18 protein-coding genes and 1 pseudogene are annotated in these 18,557 nt (G+C 43.3%); 11 read left to right on the top strand and 8 right to left on the bottom strand.

The features are described from left to right. Positions 1 to 16 precede the first annotated feature (16 nt). The gene (locus DIU38_RS26365; RefSeq protein ID WP_112656401.1) at positions 17 to 850 is read right to left on the bottom strand and encodes a DUF1223 domain-containing protein; all 834 of its coding nucleotides are present in this window, start codon (positions 848 to 850) and stop codon (positions 17 to 19) included. 247 nt (positions 851 to 1,097) lie between these two features. Here DIU38_RS26365 and DIU38_RS26370 point away from each other — a divergent pair, with 247 nt between their 5' ends. Both DIU38_RS26370 and DIU38_RS26375 read left to right on the top strand, forming a co-directional pair. Further along, positions 1,098 to 1,673 carry a sigma-70 family RNA polymerase sigma factor gene (locus DIU38_RS26370; protein WP_090533446.1) on the top strand — a complete coding sequence of 192 codons (576 nt, stop codon included), beginning with the start codon at positions 1,098 to 1,100 and terminating at the stop codon, positions 1,671 to 1,673. 7 nt (positions 1,674 to 1,680) lie between these two features. Next, positions 1,681 to 1,956, top strand: a complete 276-nt coding sequence (locus tag DIU38_RS26375) for a hypothetical protein (protein ID WP_112656399.1) — start codon at positions 1,681 to 1,683, stop codon at positions 1,954 to 1,956. An 80-nt stretch (positions 1,957 to 2,036) separates the two neighbouring features. Here DIU38_RS26375 and DIU38_RS26380 read toward each other — a convergent pair whose 3' ends face one another. Next, positions 2,037 to 2,342: a GxxExxY protein gene (locus DIU38_RS26380; RefSeq protein ID WP_208057701.1), complete on the bottom strand. Its 306-nt coding sequence runs from the start codon at positions 2,340 to 2,342 to the stop codon at positions 2,037 to 2,039. Between the two features lie 279 nt (positions 2,343 to 2,621). Further along, positions 2,622 to 3,080, bottom strand: coding sequence for a D-aminoacyl-tRNA deacylase (gene dtd, locus DIU38_RS26385; RefSeq protein ID WP_112656397.1), 459 nt, complete (start codon positions 3,078 to 3,080; stop codon positions 2,622 to 2,624). Between the two features lie 230 nt (positions 3,081 to 3,310). On the opposite strand from dtd, the gene DIU38_RS26390 reads away from it, so the two are divergent. After that, a complete protein-coding gene (locus DIU38_RS26390; protein ID WP_112656395.1) occupies positions 3,311 to 4,549 on the top strand; it encodes a cystathionine gamma-synthase family protein in 1,239 nt (412 codons plus the stop codon). A 134-nt stretch (positions 4,550 to 4,683) separates the two neighbouring features. After that, entirely contained in the window at positions 4,684 to 5,877 is a 1,194-nt protein-coding gene (locus DIU38_RS26395) for a serine hydrolase domain-containing protein (protein ID WP_112656393.1), read from the top strand. Positions 5,878 to 6,157: 280 nt separating this feature from the next. Here the strand turns inward: DIU38_RS26395 and rsgA are convergent, their stop codons facing one another. Then, positions 6,158 to 7,078 carry a ribosome small subunit-dependent GTPase A gene (rsgA, locus tag DIU38_RS26400; RefSeq protein ID WP_112656389.1) on the bottom strand — a complete coding sequence of 307 codons (921 nt, stop codon included), beginning with the start codon at positions 7,076 to 7,078 and terminating at the stop codon, positions 6,158 to 6,160. 675 nt (positions 7,079 to 7,753) lie between these two features. Here rsgA and thrA point away from each other — a divergent pair. From thrA to DIU38_RS26425, 5 genes and pseudogenes are all read left to right on the top strand, one after another. After that, positions 7,754 to 10,203: pseudogene (thrA, locus tag DIU38_RS26405) on the top strand (bifunctional aspartate kinase/homoserine dehydrogenase I). Between the two features lie 80 nt (positions 10,204 to 10,283). Continuing rightward, the gene (locus DIU38_RS26410; protein ID WP_112656385.1) at positions 10,284 to 11,279 is read left to right on the top strand and encodes a homoserine kinase; all 996 of its coding nucleotides are present in this window, start codon (positions 10,284 to 10,286) and stop codon (positions 11,277 to 11,279) included. Between the two features lie 177 nt (positions 11,280 to 11,456). Beyond that, complete coding sequence (thrC, locus tag DIU38_RS26415) at positions 11,457 to 12,767, top strand: threonine synthase (RefSeq protein ID WP_112656383.1); 1,311 nt, start codon at positions 11,457 to 11,459, stop codon at positions 12,765 to 12,767. A 148-nt stretch (positions 12,768 to 12,915) separates the two neighbouring features. After that, positions 12,916 to 13,272, top strand: a complete 357-nt coding sequence (locus DIU38_RS26420) for a hypothetical protein (RefSeq protein ID WP_112656381.1) — start codon at positions 12,916 to 12,918, stop codon at positions 13,270 to 13,272. Next, positions 13,269 to 13,874: an HAD family hydrolase gene (locus DIU38_RS26425; RefSeq protein ID WP_112656379.1), complete on the top strand. Its 606-nt coding sequence runs from the start codon at positions 13,269 to 13,271 to the stop codon at positions 13,872 to 13,874. The genes DIU38_RS26420 and DIU38_RS26425 overlap by 4 nt, the downstream gene beginning before the upstream one ends. Before the next feature lie 149 nt (positions 13,875 to 14,023). On the opposite strand, the gene DIU38_RS26430 is transcribed toward DIU38_RS26425, so the two are convergent. The 3 genes from DIU38_RS26430 to epsC are packed head-to-tail and all read right to left on the bottom strand — an operon-like array spanning position 14,024 to position 15,955. After that, complete coding sequence (locus DIU38_RS26430; protein WP_112656377.1) at positions 14,024 to 14,221, bottom strand: DUF5808 domain-containing protein; 198 nt, start codon at positions 14,219 to 14,221, stop codon at positions 14,024 to 14,026. Between the two features lie 6 nt (positions 14,222 to 14,227). Continuing rightward, a complete protein-coding gene (cysM, locus tag DIU38_RS26435) occupies positions 14,228 to 15,100 on the bottom strand; it encodes a cysteine synthase CysM (RefSeq protein WP_112656375.1) in 873 nt (290 codons plus the stop codon). Positions 15,101 to 15,124: 24 nt separating this feature from the next. Then, on the bottom strand, positions 15,125 to 15,955 hold the full coding sequence (gene epsC, locus DIU38_RS26440; RefSeq protein WP_090533421.1) for a serine O-acetyltransferase EpsC: 831 nt from the start codon (positions 15,953 to 15,955) through the stop codon (positions 15,125 to 15,127). A gap of 125 nt (positions 15,956 to 16,080) precedes the next feature. Between epsC and DIU38_RS26445 the strand changes: the two genes are divergently transcribed. Further along, entirely contained in the window at positions 16,081 to 16,521 is a 441-nt protein-coding gene (locus DIU38_RS26445; protein WP_112656373.1) for a nuclear transport factor 2 family protein, read from the top strand. Positions 16,522 to 16,583: 62 nt separating this feature from the next. Here DIU38_RS26445 and DIU38_RS26450 read toward each other — a convergent pair whose 3' ends face one another. Continuing rightward, on the bottom strand, positions 16,584 to 17,465 hold the full coding sequence (locus DIU38_RS26450; RefSeq protein WP_112656371.1) for a DMT family transporter: 882 nt from the start codon (positions 17,463 to 17,465) through the stop codon (positions 16,584 to 16,586). A gap of 603 nt (positions 17,466 to 18,068) precedes the next feature. On the opposite strand from DIU38_RS26450, the gene DIU38_RS26455 reads away from it, so the two are divergent. Then, complete coding sequence (locus DIU38_RS26455; RefSeq protein WP_149354181.1) at positions 18,069 to 18,443, top strand: two-component regulator propeller domain-containing protein; 375 nt, start codon at positions 18,069 to 18,071, stop codon at positions 18,441 to 18,443. Positions 18,444 to 18,557: the final 114 nt, after the last annotated feature.

Consider the following 18,557-nt stretch of genomic DNA (forward strand, 5'->3'; position numbering starts at 1 on the left):
ATGCCATTCAACACAACTATTGTACGTTTTTATCTTGTTGCCCAACATCCGCCGATACTTTAACCAGGCTTTTCGATGCTGCCAAAACAGCGCCGTTGCTTGTTTTTTGTACAAAACCTATTACTTCCCATTCCCGGGCCTCAACCCGGGCAGGTAAAGCAATAGTTGCGCTGCCATTGTTTTTGTTTAAAGGCATGGTTTGCAGGTTTCGTACAATTTGAGCGTGGGCCAATGTTCGGCCGCCGTTTTCACCACGCTCAACTTTTACAACAGCTTGTTTTTGAACCAATGCCAATGATATCACACTGCGTGCGTTTTCGGCATTTCCCTCAACTTTGTATTGTACCGAAGCTGTATTATTTGCACTAATAGTAACACTTAAGTTCAATTGAACACTGTCGCTCCCCTGCAAACTGCTTTTAATAGCGTTGCGTAAACGCTCCTCCTGTGAACCCACAAACTCCGTTTTACCATTAACCACAATTTGCGGCGTGTAAACCTGCGACAGGTTTAACCAACGCGCATATTCATTTTGACGTTTGGAATAATCGGCACTGCTAAAAATGTCTTTCCAGCCAAGGCGGTTCCAGTAATCAACATGGTAGGCTAAAATATAAACGGGCTTATCGCCAACCTCTTTTTGAACTTTGGCAACCAGTTCGTCGGCTGGGGGGCAGCTTGAACAGCCTTCGGAAGTAAACAGTTCAACAAGGGCAAAACCTTTACCATCAAACTTTAAATTATCGCTGTGGCTTGTTTTAGCTCCGCTTTTGCAATTTATAAATGCAACGGAAACGATTGCTGCACCTATAACAAACGGCACAAATGCAAATATTTTGATCTTTCTCATCTTATCTGAATAAATGATATACGTTTTTTACTGCTTTGTCGGGTTCATGGGGATAACCTTACAATAATTTTTAACTTTTTTTACTGATATAAATATCGACATAATAAGCTCAAATCAAGGCATGTAGCGTAACTTAGCAATCATCAGGAATGTCCTGGATTAAAATAAAATAAATTTAAACTTATTTTGTAAGGATTAAGCCCGGCGCCCGACTAAGCCTGTAATTGTATTAGCATTACCGCATTTCATGTTAACCGAAACTAATGTATTAAACCCACATAAATGGGTTGCCGCCTATGCCGATTACCTGTATATGTACGCCATTGTGCGCATCAACGATGAGGATACGGCCAAAGACCTTGTACAGGAAACTTTTTTGGCAGCCCTTGAAAAAGTAGACCGGTTTGAGGGCAAAAGCACCGAACGAACGTGGCTTACCGCTATCCTTAAGAATAAGATTATTGATGTATACCGCAAAAAGTCATCTGGTTTGGCTATAGCTTCGGCTAATAAAGCAGCCCAGGAGCAGGATGATTTTTTTGAGGAAGACAATGGGCACTGGAAAGCTGAATATGCTCCACAGCCCATCGCGGCAATGGATGATCAGGATCCTTTGTTAAAAAAAGAGTTGAACGGCATCCTGCAAAAATGCCTGCAAAAATTACCTGCCCTTTGGAACGCAGTATTTACCATGAAACACATAGACGATGCGGCTACCGAAAACATTTGTACCGAACTGCATGTTAGCCAGGCCAACTTCTGGGTTATCATTCACCGGGCAAAAGTTAACCTGAGGGCATGCCTTCAAAAAAACTGGAATTAAAACTGAAATGAGCTATTTAAAAAAAATTATATACAACTGTAAACAAGCTACTTTCCTCATCGAAAAAAAACAGCTTAAACGGCTTAGCTTCCGCGAGGAAATGGAACTTCGCATTCACCTGGCCGGTTGCGGCATGTGCGTATTATACAATAAACAAAGCCGCGTTATTAATGATATGGTGCAGCAGCTATTTCATGATTCGCTAAAAAATGAGCTGAAACTTGGTGATGCGTTTAAAGCAGATTTGCAGGCAAGGATTGAAGAAGGATTGAGGAATAATTAAGCTAATTAAAAAGAATTCCTCCACGAATTATTTGCGAATAGTACACAATTAATCAAATTGCACTAATCAGGCTGCAGCATTTAAAATATTACACGTTGAGATTCAAAAGATGGTTTGCCAAAATTAAGTACGAGCCCTAACTTAAGTCCTGAAGCTTTGAGATAATTCAGCGTCTGTTTAACATGTGGATCAATAATGTTCTTACTTGTTTTTACCTCGAGTATAATGCCATCATAAACAATAAAATCGGCAATAAAGCTATGTTTTAGTATTTGCTCTTTGTAACGTATAACATATGGTTTTTCACGGGTGAATGGTATCCCAAGTTTTGCAAATTCTATTTCAAGGGCATCCTTATAAACCGCTTTAATAAAACCGTGTCCCAATATTTAAGCACCTCAAAACAAATCCCAATGATGCGGTAAGATTCTTCTTTAAAATAAAATATCAGCCATGATAATTAAAAATTAGTATCAATAAAAAAATTTGTGTAGCTCGTTTAATTGTGTAAATACTACAAAGAATTCGTGGAGAAATTTTCACACCAATTACAGGCGAATTAAGCGAATTTCACTAATTAACTTTTGCTTCAAAAATTTGTAGAATCTGCCTAATCATATATTCCTAATTCAGCATTTGTGAAGAAACTTCTACGCCTGCCGGTTTTAGTGGTTGTCTCTATCCTTCGTATCCATCACTATTGTTACCGGGCCATCATTAAGCAGGTTGATTTTCATATCGGCCCCAAAGATCCCCGTAGCTACCTTTTTGCCGGTCAACGTTTCAAGCGTTTGGACCATTTGTTCATACATTGGGATCGCCTTATCAGGTTTGGCCGCTCTTAAAAACGACGGACGGTTACCTTTTTTGGTTTGGGCAAAAAGTGTAAACTGCGATATCAGTAATATATCACCGTTAACATCGGCAAGGGCTTTATTCATGAGGCCGTTCTCATCACCAAAAACACGCATGCCTGTAATTTTATTGGCCAGCCATTGCAGGTCTTCGGCGGTATCGGCATCTTCAATTCCTAATAACACCAAAAATCCGGCGGCTATTTCACCAGTTATCTCTCCATCTACTGTGCAGCTTGCCCGGGTAACGCGTTGTAGTACAGCTCTCATAATTTTTACACGAATTAATTTATGTTGGTCACAATTTAGGCGAATTTCATTAATCTTATTCGCTATAGATAAGTAATTCGTGTAATTCGATCAAATTGCAAACGCCTTATAAGTATTTGTGTCAATTCGTTATCATTAGTACAATTAGTGTCGATTCCATTCGTGTAATTAGTGCGTAATTAATTAAGTTCGCAACCGCTATTATGTATATCTAATTAATAGGATTTAAAATGAGTACAAAAAAAGGCTTCACTACCACCATATTACATGCCGACCGGCTTGGTAAACCCGAGCATGGTTCATTACATAAACCTATCCACACCTCTGTAACCTACGGGCACGAGGATGTGCAGGACCTGGTTGATATTTTCCAGAATAAAAAAAGTGGTTACGCTTATTCGCGCCAGGGTAACCCTACTGTTACCGCCCTGGAGCAAAAGGTAACCCAAATGGAACGCGGGGTATCAAGTGTCGCTTTCTCAACTGGTATGGCGGCAATTTCGGCAACAATAATGGCCCTTATTAAAGGTACTGATCATATTGTAGCCAGCTCATTCCTGTTTGGGAACAGCCGCAGTATTTTCCAAACCTTTATTGATATGGGTATCAGTATTGATTTTGTTGATGCTACCTCGGTTGATAATGTACGCGCGGCAGTAAAAGCAAATACCCGCATGGTGTTTGTTGAAACTATTGCCAACCCGGCTACTCAAATTGCCGACCTTAAAAACATTGGCGACCTGTGCGAGGAAAAAGGCATTATGTACGTGGTTGATAACACCATGACCTCGCCATATCTGTTTAACCCAATTAATGTTAAAGCAAGTTTAGTGATTAATTCACTTACCAAATACATTGGCGGCCATGGCAACGCCCTCGGTGGCGCGGTTACGAATACCGGCTTGTTTGACTGGGCAAACTATCCAAACATTTTCCCGGGCTTCAAGGCTGTGGTAAAACCGGAAAACCTGGGCATGACCCAGATCCGTAAGAAAGGGTTACGTGACGCCGGTGGCACTTTATCACCCGAAGCTGCACATACAATATCTGTCGGCGCCGAAACCCTGGCCCTGCGCCTTGACCGCGCCTGCAGCAACGCTTTGGCACTGGCTAAGTATTTCGATAATCACCCAAAAGTTAAAAAGGTATTTTACCCGGGCGTTGAATCGCACCCGCAGCATGAATTGGCCGGTGAGTTATTTACACGCTATGGCGGCTTGATGAGCATTGAGCTTGATGAAAGTATCAACTGCCTGGCATTTTTAAATAAACTGAAACTGGTTGTAAAATCAAGCAACCTTGGTGATACACGTACCCTGGCCATACCGGTTGCACAAACCATTTTCTTTGAGCTTGGTGCCGAGCGCCGCGCAGAAATGGGCATTCCTGAAAGCATGATCCGCCTCTCGGTAGGTATTGAAGACCTCGACGATTTGCTCGAAGATTTCAAAACCGCTTTAGGCGAATAAATATTGGGCCTTGTGTTGTTCACAAGGCCTTTTTTGTTGAATACCTTTACCTGTTCGCGACTATCATAGCAGAACATAAAATAATTTTCATTGATCGATAGGGGTTTATATGCTGTTTGTTGTAATATAGACGTATGAAAACCTATAAAACCTTGAAAACACTTCTTTGTGTGCTAACCCTTGCACTTATAACCAGCGGCATCCAGGCGCAAACCCAACCAGACTCTTTAACCATCAAATTACAACAGGCTTTTACGCATGAAAGCCTGCCCGGCATGTATGTGATCATGACCGATGGTAATAAAGTTAGCTACTCCCATAGTTTTGGCTATGCAGATGAAGCCAACCAAGTCCCCTATTTGGCCAATACAATTCAAAACATTGGCTCGGTGAGTAAAACTGTTATTGCCGTAGCGTTGATGAAAGCTATCGAATTAAAGTATTTTACGCTGGAAACAGATATCAACGATGTGCTACCTTTTAAGGTAACCAATCCTAATGACCCAAACGGAAAAATAACCATCAGGCAGTTAACCAACCATACATCAGGGATTGTTGATAATCCTGAAGTATATCATTACTGCTATCATTTTTATCCTAAACTAAGGGCTTATGACAGTGTTTCGATTAAAACCCTTAACCAAATGGGCTTTGGTGATAAATTAAAGGATACAACTTTAGCCCAGTTCTTTTACAACTATTTATCCCCACAGGGAGAGTACTACAGCAAGGCCAATTTCGGGGAAGGTCCGGCAGGAAGCGTTTCCTCATATTCTAACATCGGCTCGGCACTGGCGGCATATCTCATTGAACTTAAATCGGGCCTTTCTTATGCACAGTTTACCCAAAAGTATATCCTGAAGCCCCTAAAAATGGATCATTCAGGCTGGCATATTCAAGATGTGGATTTAAAAAACCACGCCTATTTATACCTCGATCAAAAGAGCCGTTTCCCGTTATATGACCTGGTTACGTATCCGGATGGAGGGCTAAAAACTTCGCCCGAAGATTTGAGCAAATATTTAGTGGCAATTGCCAGGCACGATAAAAAGCTGCTTACTGAGGCATCTTATCAAACCATGTTCACCGCGCAGTTCAACAAGGAGCATCCGCCTAAAAATATCAACTTAACCTACCGCAACAAAGGCATATTCTGGAATTTATACACCAACGGCACCATAGGCCATGACGGAGATGATCCCGGCGTAGGCACTTATTTGTTCTTTAATACCTCGACAGGTAAAGGAGGATTGTTTTTGTGCAATAAGTATTTGCCGAACAAACAGGCTATTGTTGATGTGCTGGTGAAGGAAGCAGCGGGGAGGTAAGGGTGATAAATTCGGCCACAAGCTAATACATACACTTTACCCCTAAGCAATAAAAAAACCATGTCATTGCGAGCGCAGCGCGGCAATCGCACGGAAGCACAGCCGCCCTGTATAGCATGCGATTGCCACGTCGCGCCACGCACTTTTGCCCCTGCCGCTTCTCGCAATGACATCTTTTGTAAAAGGCTTAAATTTTATGCTTGTTTTTTCCTGCTTCCTGATTCTAAGAGTCCCGACTCTTTTCTCCTGCCTCCTGACTCTAAAAGTCTTGATTCTCTCCCTAAGCTCTTGTATCGTTACCATGATAAATACTCAGGTAACTCTCATAGCGCGATAGGGTTATCTCTCCTTCTTCCAAAGCTTCGAGTACGGCGCAGCCGGGTTCATTGATGTGGCGGCAATTGTTAAAACGGCATTGGTTCATCCGTTCGCGCATTTCGGGGAAGAAATGGCCAAGCTCTTGTTTTTCTATGTCGATAACACCCAGTTCGCGGATGCCGGGGGTATCAATAATAAAACCACCCTGCGGCAGCTCAAACATTTCGGCAAAGGTGGTGGTGTGCATCCCCTTATCGCTCCAGTCGGATACCATGTGTGTGCGCAGGTCCAACTCGGGTAGCAACGCGTTGATCAGGCTTGATTTACCCACGCCCGAGTGGCCGGAAAACAAGGTGACCTTATCCTTCAACAAATCCTGCACCTGGCTGATATTAGTACCTTCAATAGCCGAAACTTCAAAACAGGGGTAGCCAATATCTTCATAAATAGCTTTATAATCGGCCAAAACCTCCAGGCCTTCATCGCTAAACAGATCGAGCTTATTGAACACCAGTCTTGCAGGGATATCGTAAGCCTCGGCAGTTACCAAAAAGCGATCTATAAAACCCAGAGAAGTACGCGGAGAAGCCAGCGTAACTACCAAAATAGCCTGGTCGAGATTGGCAGCAATGATCTGTGCCTGTTTGCTCAGGTTAATAGCCTTGCGGATGATGTAGTTTTTTCGTTGATGCAGGTTGGTGATCACGCCATCTTCCCTGTCGGGCTCCATTTCAAAATCAACCACATCGCCAACGGCAATAGGGTTGGTTGTGGTAATACCTTTTATACGGAACTTACCTTTGATGCGGCAATCTATCTTTTGCCCATCGGGGGTTTGTACCTGGTACCAGCTTCCGGTTGATTTTGTAATTAGTCCCTGCATATTATCGAGCCTCAAAAGTAGCAAATTAATTTTGACACTAATTTTTTCGAATTTGAGCGAATTACACGAATTGCCATTCTACGTCATAATTTGTGTAATTCGGTTAATTGTGAATGGCATGCTGGCATTCGTGGTAAAAATCTCTCCACGAATTTATTCGAATTAGCGAATTACACAAACTGCCTTTCCGAGCCGTAATTAGGGTCATTCGATCGAATCATACCCCTTGCTCAGCATTAGGTTGAAATAGTTCGCGTAATTCGCATAAATTATTGACGCCCTGCAAGCATTCTTGCTAAACAATCAAAATATTTAACTGCATATAGGATCCGCAGTCGTTTCCCTGTACACTTACAATAATCCGCAATGACAGATAAAACCTTTTACCTATCACCCTCATTATCAAATCCATCAATCACCCCCTCAATTGCCTAACAATTATTACGAAAATCATAAATTGTTAAAAATTCCTTGCAAATCAGAAAATAATCTACTTACTTTACAGACATTATATATGACAATTAACAACACCATTTCTACAATTATTATTACCACCGGTATAAACCTCGGAGGAAGATAATCGTATGGTGTAAAACATAAAATGAAAGCCAAAAGAAAAACCTTCCTCCGCAAAGAGGAAGGTTTTTTTGTTACAGAACGATTACTAACCCATAAATGAAAGTTTTAAAATTCGGAGGTACTTCCGTTGGATCTGTAAGCAGCATCCAAACCCTGTTAAGCATCCTGAAGGATGAAGTAAAAAATGAAGAAAAGCCGGTGGTGGTATTATCTGCCATGGGCGGTGTAACCAACCTGCTTTCGGCCATGGCCGAAGATGCGGCAAACGGCAAAGAGTTTACCGCAGGCTTAGCCGAATTGGAGAAACGTCACTTTGATACGGTTAAAGCCCTTTTGGATGTACAAAACCAAAACCCGGCGCTTACCCGTTTAAAAATTCACTTCAACCAACTGGAAGAACTTTTACAGGGCGTGCTTACCCTTCGCGAACTTACCCCGAAAACCCGCGACCAGGTACTGGCCTTCGGCGAACGTTGCTCAACCCTGATGGTGAGCAAGGTTGCAGCCCAGCATTTTGGCGATGTACTTTTTGTTGACGCCGCCGATGTGATCAAAACCGACAGCGCTTTCGGCAATGCCAAGGTAAACACCGAACTTACCGAAAGACTGGTACAAGGCCTGTATACCGAAAACAAAGGCAAAACATTGATCGTTACCGGTTTCATCGCCTCAAACGATGCAGGGCAAACTACAACATTAGGTCGCGGTGGATCTGATTATACTGCAGCCATATTCGGCGCAGCGTTAAATGCTCAGGAGGTTCAGATCTGGACGGATGTTAACGGCATGATGACTGCCGATCCCCGCATGGTGAAAAAAGCGTTCTCCTTAACCGAGCTTACTTATACCGAAGCTATGGAGCTTTCCTACTTCGGCGCCAAGGTGATCTATCCGCCAACCATGATCCCGGCATTTTTAAAGAAGATACCTATCGTAATTAAAAATACCTTTGAGCCAGAGTTTGAAGGTACCGTGATCCGTCATGATTGCAAGGCCTCTACCCTGCCAATCAAAGGGATCTCATCTATCAACAATATCAGTATCCTCAATTTAGAGGGTAGCGGCATGGTGGGCAAATCAGGCTTTAGCGGCCGTTTGTTCTCCTTGCTTGCCCGTGAGCAGATCAACGTGATCCTAATCACTCAATCATCATCTGAACATAGCATCACCTTTGCGGTGCAACCGCAAGATACAGACAGGGCAAAACAGGTTATCGAACAGGAGTTTGAACTGGAGCTTGCCGCCAAAAAATTGGAGCATCTGGTTATCGAAAAGAATCTGGCCATCCTCGCCATTGTTGGAGAAAACATGAAACAAACTCCGGGCATGTCGGGCAAGTTGTTCCATGCGCTGGGCCGTAACGGTGTTAACGTAAGGGCTATAGCACAAGGCTCATCTGAATATAACATCTCGGTGATCATCTCGGCGAACGATCTGTCAAAAGCCTTGAACGCCGTGCACGACGCCTTCTTTGTACAGTTGACCAAAACCCTGCATGCATTTTGCCTGGGTACCGGCAACATTGGCAAAACATTGTTTAATCAATTGAACGCCCATAGCGAATACCTGAAAGATAACAACGGCATCCAGGTTAAAATAGCCGGTATCAGCAATACCCGCAAAATGACGTTCAATAGTGATGGCATCTCTTTAGATACCTGGCAAAATGACCTGCAATCGTCGCCTTATGAAGCCGATCTGCAATCGTTCATCAACCGGATGAAAGAAATGAACCTGCCAAACTGTGTATTTATTGACAACACTGCAAGTCCCGTTCCTATCGGTTTTTACGAGGAGATCTTTAAAGCCAATATCTCGGTAATCACCTGTAATAAAATAGGTAACTCGGGCAGTTATAAGCAGTACCGCACGTTTAAAGATACCGCGCGCGCTCATGGCGTTGATTTCTTTTACGAAACCAACGTTGGTGCTGGCTTGCCGATCATTAATACCCTTAAAAACCTGATGAACAGCGGCGACAGGGTGCAACGTATCGAAGCAATACTTTCGGGCACTATATCGTTCATCTTTAATAACTTTAAGGGCGATGCCAATTTCCACGATGTGGTAAAAGAAGCCCAGGACAAAGGCTATACCGAACCAGACCCGCGTGACGATCTGAGCGGCAAGGACTTTATGCGCAAAATGCTCATCCTCGCCCGCGATGCCGGGTATGCGATGGAAGAAGCCGATGTTGAAATAGAAAGCGTATTGCCAAAAGCAAGCCTTGAAGCCAAAACCGTAGAAGATTTTTACGCGACATTAAAAACCGAAGACGCACATTTTGCCAAACTAAAAGATGCAGCCGAAAAAGACGGCAAAGTTTTACGCTACATCGGTAAACTGGAAGACGGCAAAGTAACTATCACCCTGCAAATGGTTGATGAAAACCATCCGTTCTACATGCTGTCGGCAGTGATAACATCATATCCTTCACTACCGACAGGTACCGTGAGCGTCCGCTGGTAGTAAAAGGCCCCGGCGCAGGCGCCGAAGTAACCGCCGCAGGCGTATTTGCTGATTTAATAAATGTGGGCGCTAATTAATTGCCCCTAACCCCCTAAAGGGGGAACTATAGTTTACCCCCGCCCCACTAAAGGGGGAGGAACAGTTTGATAATTTTAATATGGAAAATAATTTAGAAGAAGTTAAAGTCGCCCCACAGGTAGCACCCCCTTCAGGGGGCGGGGGGGGTAGCATCCGCGTTTTCGCCCCGGCTACAGTTGCCAATGTGGTTTGCGGTTTTGATGTGTTGGGCTTTGCGGTTGATGAGCCCGGTGACGAGGTGATCATGCGCGTCACAGGCAAACCTGGCATCACCCTCAGCAAGATTACCGGCGATGACGGCAGGCTGCCGCTTGATCCGGCAAAGAATACCGTAAGCGTGAGCGTTCAGCATTATTTACAAAGTATTGGCCGTACCGATATTGGTTTAGATATCGAGCTGCACAAAAAAATGCCCATTGGCAGTGGTTTAGGTTCAAGCTCGGCCAGTACGGTTGCAGGTTTGTTTGCTATTAAAACATTATTAGGTGATGATTCCGACCCGATAAAACTACTTCCTTTTGCTATGAAAGGCGAAGAGATGGCTTGCGGTCATGGCCATGCGGACAACGTTGCTCCTGCCCTGTTTGGTGGCTTTGTGCTCATCCGCAGTTATGAGCCGCTTGATGTGGTAAGGCTGCCGCATCCTAAAAACCTGTGGTGCGCCATCGTATTCCCGGATGTGGATGTACCCACCCGTGAAGCAAGGCAAATCATTCGTAAAAACATCCAGATGAAGGATGCCGTAACCCAATGGGGCAATATTGCGGGCTTAGTAAGCGGTTTATTTATGCAGGATATCGACCTCATTGGCCGCAGTATGAAAGATGTGCTGGTTGAACCTGTACGCTCTATGCTGATTCCTGACTTTTACAAAATGCGTGAAATGGCGATGGAACTTGGTGCGGTAAGCTTTGGTATCTCCGGCTCTGGCCCGTCGGTGTTTGCCTTTACTAAAGATGAAGCAACCGCCCGTGCCATCACCCAAAAATTACAGCAGCATTTAACCGGTTTAAAGATCGGTTCAAACAGTTATGTATCAACTATAAATGACGCGGGGCCGAAGGTTTTGGGATAGCCTTAAATCCTTCGCAATACAAACCACTATGTCATTGCGAGGTACGAAGCAATCGCACGGAAGCAGGTCCGCCCTGTATAGCATGCGATTGCTTCGTACCTCGCAATGACATGGTAGGATGAGCTCTAATAAACCTAATTAAATCCGAAATCGAACATCCGAATTCCGAAATCAAAAATGAAACTCTACAGTACCAATAATACCCTATCTGAAGTATCGTTCAAAGACGCGGTTTTTAACAGCATGCCGCAGGATAAAGGCTTGTATATGCCTTACAGCATCCCCCGTTTGGATGCTGATTTCATCAACAACCTTGATAAATACTCCTTGCCCGAAATTGCTTTTAAAGTAGCACAAAACCTGCTTGGCGACTCCATTCCGGAGGCCGATTTGAAAGCCTTAATTGATGATGCCATTAACTTCCCAGCTCCTATTGTAAAGCTGGAAGACAATGTATATGTCCTCGAGCTTTTCCACGGACCATCACTGGCATTTAAAGATTTTGGTGCTCGCTTTATGAGCCGCGTAATGAGCTATTTCCTTGAGCCCGGCGAAAAACAGCTTGACGTACTGGTTGCTACAAGCGGCGATACCGGCGGTGCTGTAGCCCTTGGTTTTTTAGGTGTTCCTAACACCCGGGTTACCATCCTTTATCCAAAAGGTAAAGTGAGCGGCGTGCAGGAGCAGCAACTAACTACCAATGGTCAAAACATCCGCGCATTGGAGGTCGATGGTACTTTCGACGATTGCCAGGCCCTGGTGAAACAGGCATTTGTTGATGATGAGCTAAACGAAAAATTCCGCCTTACATCCGCCAATTCCATCAATATTGCACGTTTGGTTCCGCAAACTTTTTACTACTTCAATGCTTATGCACAGCTATTAAGGCAAGGCATTAAAAAAGTAGTTTTCTCCGTGCCAAGCGGCAACTTCGGCAATATAGGCGCAGGTTTGTTAGCCTGGAAAATGGGCTTACCTGTCGAAAAATTTATTGCGGCTACCAATGTCAATGATACTGTGCCTGAGTTTCTAAAAACCGGCGTTTATCAACCCAAACCATCGGTAGCAACTTTATCTAACGCAATGGACGTAGGCAACCCAAGCAACTGGGTACGTATTGCCGATCTGTTTAAAAACGATACCGAAGCGCTTAAAGAATTGGTTGTTGGCTTTAAGTACGATGACGAGGAAACTGTAAAAGCCATCAACTGGGTATTTGATAACTATAATTATGTGGTTTGCCCACACACTGCTATCGCATGGCAGGCTTTAACCGATTATAAACAGGACCATGCCGCTGTTGACACCGCCGGTGTATTCCTTTCAACCGCACATCCTTGTAAATTCCCTGACGTATTTAGCGATGAGGTTGCTGCTAAAATTGAAGTACCGGAACAGGTAAAAGAACTGGAAGCAAAAACCAAGCTCGCAGTAGCCATCAGTAAAGATTTTGCTGATTTTAAAGGCTATCTTTTAGGGGTTAATTAATTTCAGTATTTTTAGCTGCTGGAAAAATCATTTTCTGCCGTCATTGCGAGGTACGAAGCAATCCCCGATTTGCAGTTCCGCCCTGTATAGTTCGCGATTGCTTCGTACCTCGCAATGACGGTGATTGGCTTCAATACCGAAATAAAAAATGCTTAACAAAACCCTGATATTCACTTGCCTTTTGGCAGTTTGCCTAAGTGCCTGCAGCCGTAAGCAAAAGTTCGACCGTGATAAATGGGATGATGGAGATGGCCTTACGTTCGCTTATCGCCCGGGTATGGTTAATGACCTGATTGAAAGTAAACAGCTTAATAATCTTAAATATCAACAGGTGATCCATTTGCTCCACCGCCCTCAATTAAGCAGTAAAGACAGCATGGTATACGACCTTGACCGAGAATACAGCAAAGGCAAATTGATTTATACTCAAACGCTTGTTGTTTTTTTGAAAGATTCGGTTGTTACAAAGGCCGAGGTTCATGAAACCCACGCAAAGAAAAAATGATCAACACCATAATATTCGATCTGGGGGCCGTTCTAATCGATTGGAACCCGCATTATATGTACCGCACCCTGTTTACTGATGAACAGGAAATGATAGACTTTTTGGCTAATATTTGTACCTCCGACTGGAATGAGGAGCAGGATGCCGGCCGGTCCTTACAAGAAGGTACAGATTTGCTTGTTGCCCAATTTCCAGAACACGAAGCCAATATCCGTGCTTTTTATTCCCGCTGGATAGAGATGCTTGGCGATCCTTTTCACGATACGGTAGAGATCTTCAAACAATTAAAAGAAAGCGGCAAATACAAAATCTACGCATTGACCAACTGGTCGGCCGAAACTTTTCCGATGGCCCAGGAGCGTTTCGATTTTTTAGCATGGTTTGATGGCATTGTTGTATCCGGCGCCGAAAAAATGCGTAAACCCACCCCTGCCTTTTATCAAACCCTGCTTGATCGTTACCATGTAAATGCAGATGAGGCTTTATTTATTGATGATAACTATCGTAATATTTTAGCGGCGGAAAAAATGGGAATTGAATGTATCCATTTTACATCGGCGGAAGCTTTAGAGATTAAGCTGAAGGAGTTAGAGGTGTTGTAAAATCTTGCAAATCGGCCGCGAGAACATCTGTGATGAAGTTTTTAAAATGGGCCTATATTTCTAACGTAAGCGCCGGTAATTGCGATACAAACGCCATAACATATTAAGCACCCGTTACAAACGGGCGCTAGTTTATGAACAACACGTATTTATTTCTGCGGGGCAACTATCCATGCTACAATTACCATAGCCAGTATCCCGCCCATAATCAAATAACTTAACGGGTGGGCAAAATTCACTGTCCATCCCATGTACTTAATTCTTTTGGGCACAATGATCCGGCTATCATCTTTGTTGTAATAAAATACGCCGTATTTATAATTATTACTATCCTCAGTAGGTTCCATCGGTACTTATCCAAATAACTCGCTGCTCAAATACCTGTCGCCCCGGTCACAGCAAATAAAAACGATTAGCCCCTCTTCCAGTTCTTGAGCAAGCCTTACAGCCGCAGATAGTGCACCGCCGCTGCTCATGCCTGCAAATACGCCTTCAACCTTAGCCATTTGGCGGGCCATTTGAGTCGCTTCTTCCTGCGAAATATCCATTACCCTGTCAACCCGTTTGGCATCAAAAATCTTGGGCAGGTATTCTTCGGGCCACCTGCGTATGCCAGGGATGGAAGAGCCTTCAACCGGTTGGCAACCTACTATCTGTACGTTGGCGTTTTGCTCTTTCAAATATCTTGAACAGCCCATGATGGTACCTGTAGTTCCCATAGCACTTACAAAGTGGGTGATTTTGCCTTCGGTATCGTGCCAAATTTCGGGGCCTGTCGTTTTTACGTGTGCCATGTAGTTATCCGGGTTGGCAAACTGGTTCAACAGAAAGTACTCACCGGTAGCGGCTTTTTCTTCAGCATAATCGCGACAAAGCTCTATCCCTTCAAGCAACGTAACTTTAGCACCAAAGGCCTCCATGGTAAGCGTACGTTCGCGGGTGGAGTTGGATGGCATCACCAGCTCTATCTCCAGATCAAACAACCTTGCAATCATAGCCAATGCTATCCCTGTATTGCCGCTGGTAGCTTCAATCAACTTTGTGCCGGGCTTAATATCGCCGCGCTCAATAGCACTCCTGATCATGTTGAGCGACGCACGGTCTTTTACGCTGCCGCCCGGATTATTGCCTTCCAGCTTGGCGAAGATCCGCACTTTTGGATTTGGGTTCAGCTTTTTAATTTCTACCATAGGCGTGTTGCCTATCAGGTCTATCAATGAAGCCATTATATATTTTTTATGGTAAATGTTCTATTTCTTGTGGCCGAACAATTTAATGCTCAATCTTTTCAGTACCCTGTGGTTAGGTGTGTGGTATACCCTTGAATTTGGCGGCAAACTCTTGGTGAGCCAAACGTTTCCTCCTACCACACTGTTATGGCCGATGATGGTTTCGCCGCCTAAAATGGTGGCCCCCGAGTAAATCACCACATTATCCTCCACCGTTGGGTGCCGCTTGGTATTGGCCATACTTTTATCCACACTTAAAGCACCTAAAGTAACGCCCTGGTACAGCTTTACATGCTTACCTATTTTACAGCTTTCGCCAATAACAATACCGGTACCATGATCTATATAGAAATACTCGTCTATCTGGGCAGCAGGATGAATATCTATCCCTGTTTTAGAATGCGCATATTCTGTAAGGATCCTTGGCAACAGAGGAATATCATCGATATAAAGGCTGTGCGCCACCCTGTAAAGCGAAATGGCATAAAAGCCCGGATAAGTACGGATCACTTCAAATTCGCTGCGAGCGGCCGGATCGCCGTTAAAAATAGCCTGGATATCGGTATTCAGAATGCGGAATAACTCGGGAAGGCCCTCAAAAAACTTTTTGGCCAGCTTTGAGGTATCACAGTTACTGCAGGCTTTGGTGGCATGCATAATGTCACAAAGTTCATTCTCAAGCCTTAAAAACTCGTCCTTCAGCTCCTCAACCGAAGCATACTGTTGCCCGGTTTGTTCGGGGTACAGCAAATGGATCACTTTTAGTGCCCAGGCAGTAATCTCCCTGTTTGAAGGCACAGCCTCCAGCTTTTGCTGTTTAGCAAAAATATGTTGATAAAAATCCTGACTCATGTTTTATGGTGGGGCTGTTTTGGGAAAACAACCAATAACAGTACAAGTTTATATAAAAGATTGTTGTTAATATGTAAAATGAACCGGATAATTGATATTTGAGCGAATTTAACCTATGCAAAACCATGAAAGAGCAGATAATTGAAACGGTAACAAGGCTGTTTGCCGGAGCCGACGAGCGGGACTGGGATAAAATTAAAAACACCTTTGCCGAAAATGTAGAGCTTGATTATAGTTCCATGACCGGCAACCCGGCAAGTATTGTACCTGCAGAAGGTATTATTACGGCGTGGCGTGGCTTTTTGCCCGGCTTTGACAAAACCAATCATCAGCTGGCCGATTTTTATGTCATGCAAAACGGGTCGGTAGCGCTTGTTCATTATTATGGCAAAGCCGATCATTTTATTGGTGACGACCTATGGATTGTTGAGGGCACTTATGATACCGAGCTCACTGAAACTGATGGCAAATGGATCATCACCAAACATAAGCTTAACCTAATTAAGCAGGATGGTAATATGGACTTACCGGTACAGGCAGCCGCCCGGGTATCTGAACGGGGTTAATAAAAGACCTTGAAGAGTTACAAAGTTTTTAAAACTTCGTAACTCTGGGATTATGTAACTCATTACAAATCTGCCTCTGCCCTTTTTCTCCGGCTTAGTCCCGCCTGTAAGATTACGGATATGATGATGATCAACAGGCCTGCATAAAAGGATAAATTGAGCTGCCGGGATTCATTGAATAAAATCATTGCCAGTAAAATACTGTAAACAGGCTCCAGGTTAAAGGTTAAGTTAACCGTAAAGGCAGACATTTTCCTCAAAACCTCGGCCACCATAACATAAAGGCCAACCGTGCAAAAAAGCGATAAAAGCAGCAAATAAATGATATCCAATGTGCCTGGTATTATCGTTTTTGAAGGGAAGAAATAAAGATATAGCGGCGAGGCCAGTATCAGCGCGACAGATCCGGCCAGCATCTGATACAAGTTCATAACGGTTGAATCATACTTTTTAACCAGACGCTCGTTCAATATGGTATAAAGGGATGCCAGGAAGGATGAAATTACGCCAAGGATGATCCCGGTTCTGAATGAGGTATCAAAATGAAATATCAAACCGATACCGGCAAGTGTAAGCATACTTAGCAGCAGTTCAGTAATATTGAAAGGTTTTTTGTTGATAAGCGGAGACAGAAATGCAGTAAAAAAACTGGTGAGGCAATAGCAAACTACGCCTACCGAAACGTTCGAATATTTGATGCTGGCATAAAAAAACACCCAGTGAAAGGCAATTAGTAATCCAGCCTTACCCATTTCCGTTATGTTGCTCCATGAATATTTAAATTGTGGTTTTTTGCCCCACACAATAATCACCAGGAATAAAAAAGAAAACAGGGTACGGTAACAGGTAAGCAGGTATTCATTTAAAGAAATAAGTTTCCCGAATACCCCGGTAAAGCCCGCCAGTATTACGGCTATATGCAATAGAACAAATGTCTTTTTCATTTTTTGCTAAATTAAGAATCGGTTGGGCAAAGCATAACAATACCTGCAATTGCCCGCATTGAATAAATTGTTTTGAAAATAGTGTTGAAAAAATTCAGATCCGATAGAGATTATCGATATCCGTTAGCAAAAAAGAGCGGGTGGTGAATCATTGAAAAATGGCTCCGACGCAAGGATATTGCGAATAAGGGATTTCGAAGCCCCTGCGGTTCCATTTTTAATGTTTGCTGTTGTCATTTGTTGATGAGTCAAAAATAGGGAAAGTTTTGTTTTAACTAAAGATTTGTGATTGTCTTGTCACTTTGGCTATTACCATAAAATTGAAGGCCGTTTTGGTTCACAGAGATAACTTCTACCGCAGGTAGCTTAAGCAGAGATCGGTGCGTCCCACAAGCCGAACGGCCGGGACACACACATACCCTGTGTGTACGAGCCGGGACACTTATATAATAAATGTTTACAGGCGAGCTGCTTATTATTTAGATGGATATAACTACATATCATTTCTTTTTAAATTTATCGGTGATACAACAAAACAAAGCGATACACCGTATCATTGCATATTGATAAAAGCAGCAATGTTAAATTGATACAAATTATAGAATGCCGCTAAAAAGCCCCTTTTTTAAACTTTTAATATTAACACTGTTTCTGTTCCCGGGCCGGGTATATGCCGACATTCCATATCAGTTAGTTTACCTGAAAAATTATAGCGCGCCTGATGGCCTGCCCAGTTCAAGGATTAACTATTTAATGCAGGACAGCAGGGGTTTTATCTGGCTGGCCACCGATAAAGGCGTGAGTAGGTTTGACGGCCAGCACTTTAAAAACTTCACATCGGCCGATGGGCTGGAAAACAATGAGTGTTTCCGGATTGCCGAGGATAATTATCACCGGATTTTTTTTTACTGTAATAACTACCGGTTTGTTACTATGAAAACGGACTTATACATAAGCTTAACTCATCTCAAAAAGTAATCGTTTTACCCTTCGCCAATTTCTTTTTTAACCGCTATAATGAGCTCTGTGTAAATTACAGGCTTAGTACCAAAGTTTATCATTTTGAAGAGTTAAAATCGGAAAGACATGCCA

This window comes from Mucilaginibacter metallidurans (assembly GCF_003286435.2).
GTDB classification, from domain to species: domain Bacteria; phylum Bacteroidota; class Bacteroidia; order Sphingobacteriales; family Sphingobacteriaceae; genus Mucilaginibacter; species Mucilaginibacter gossypii.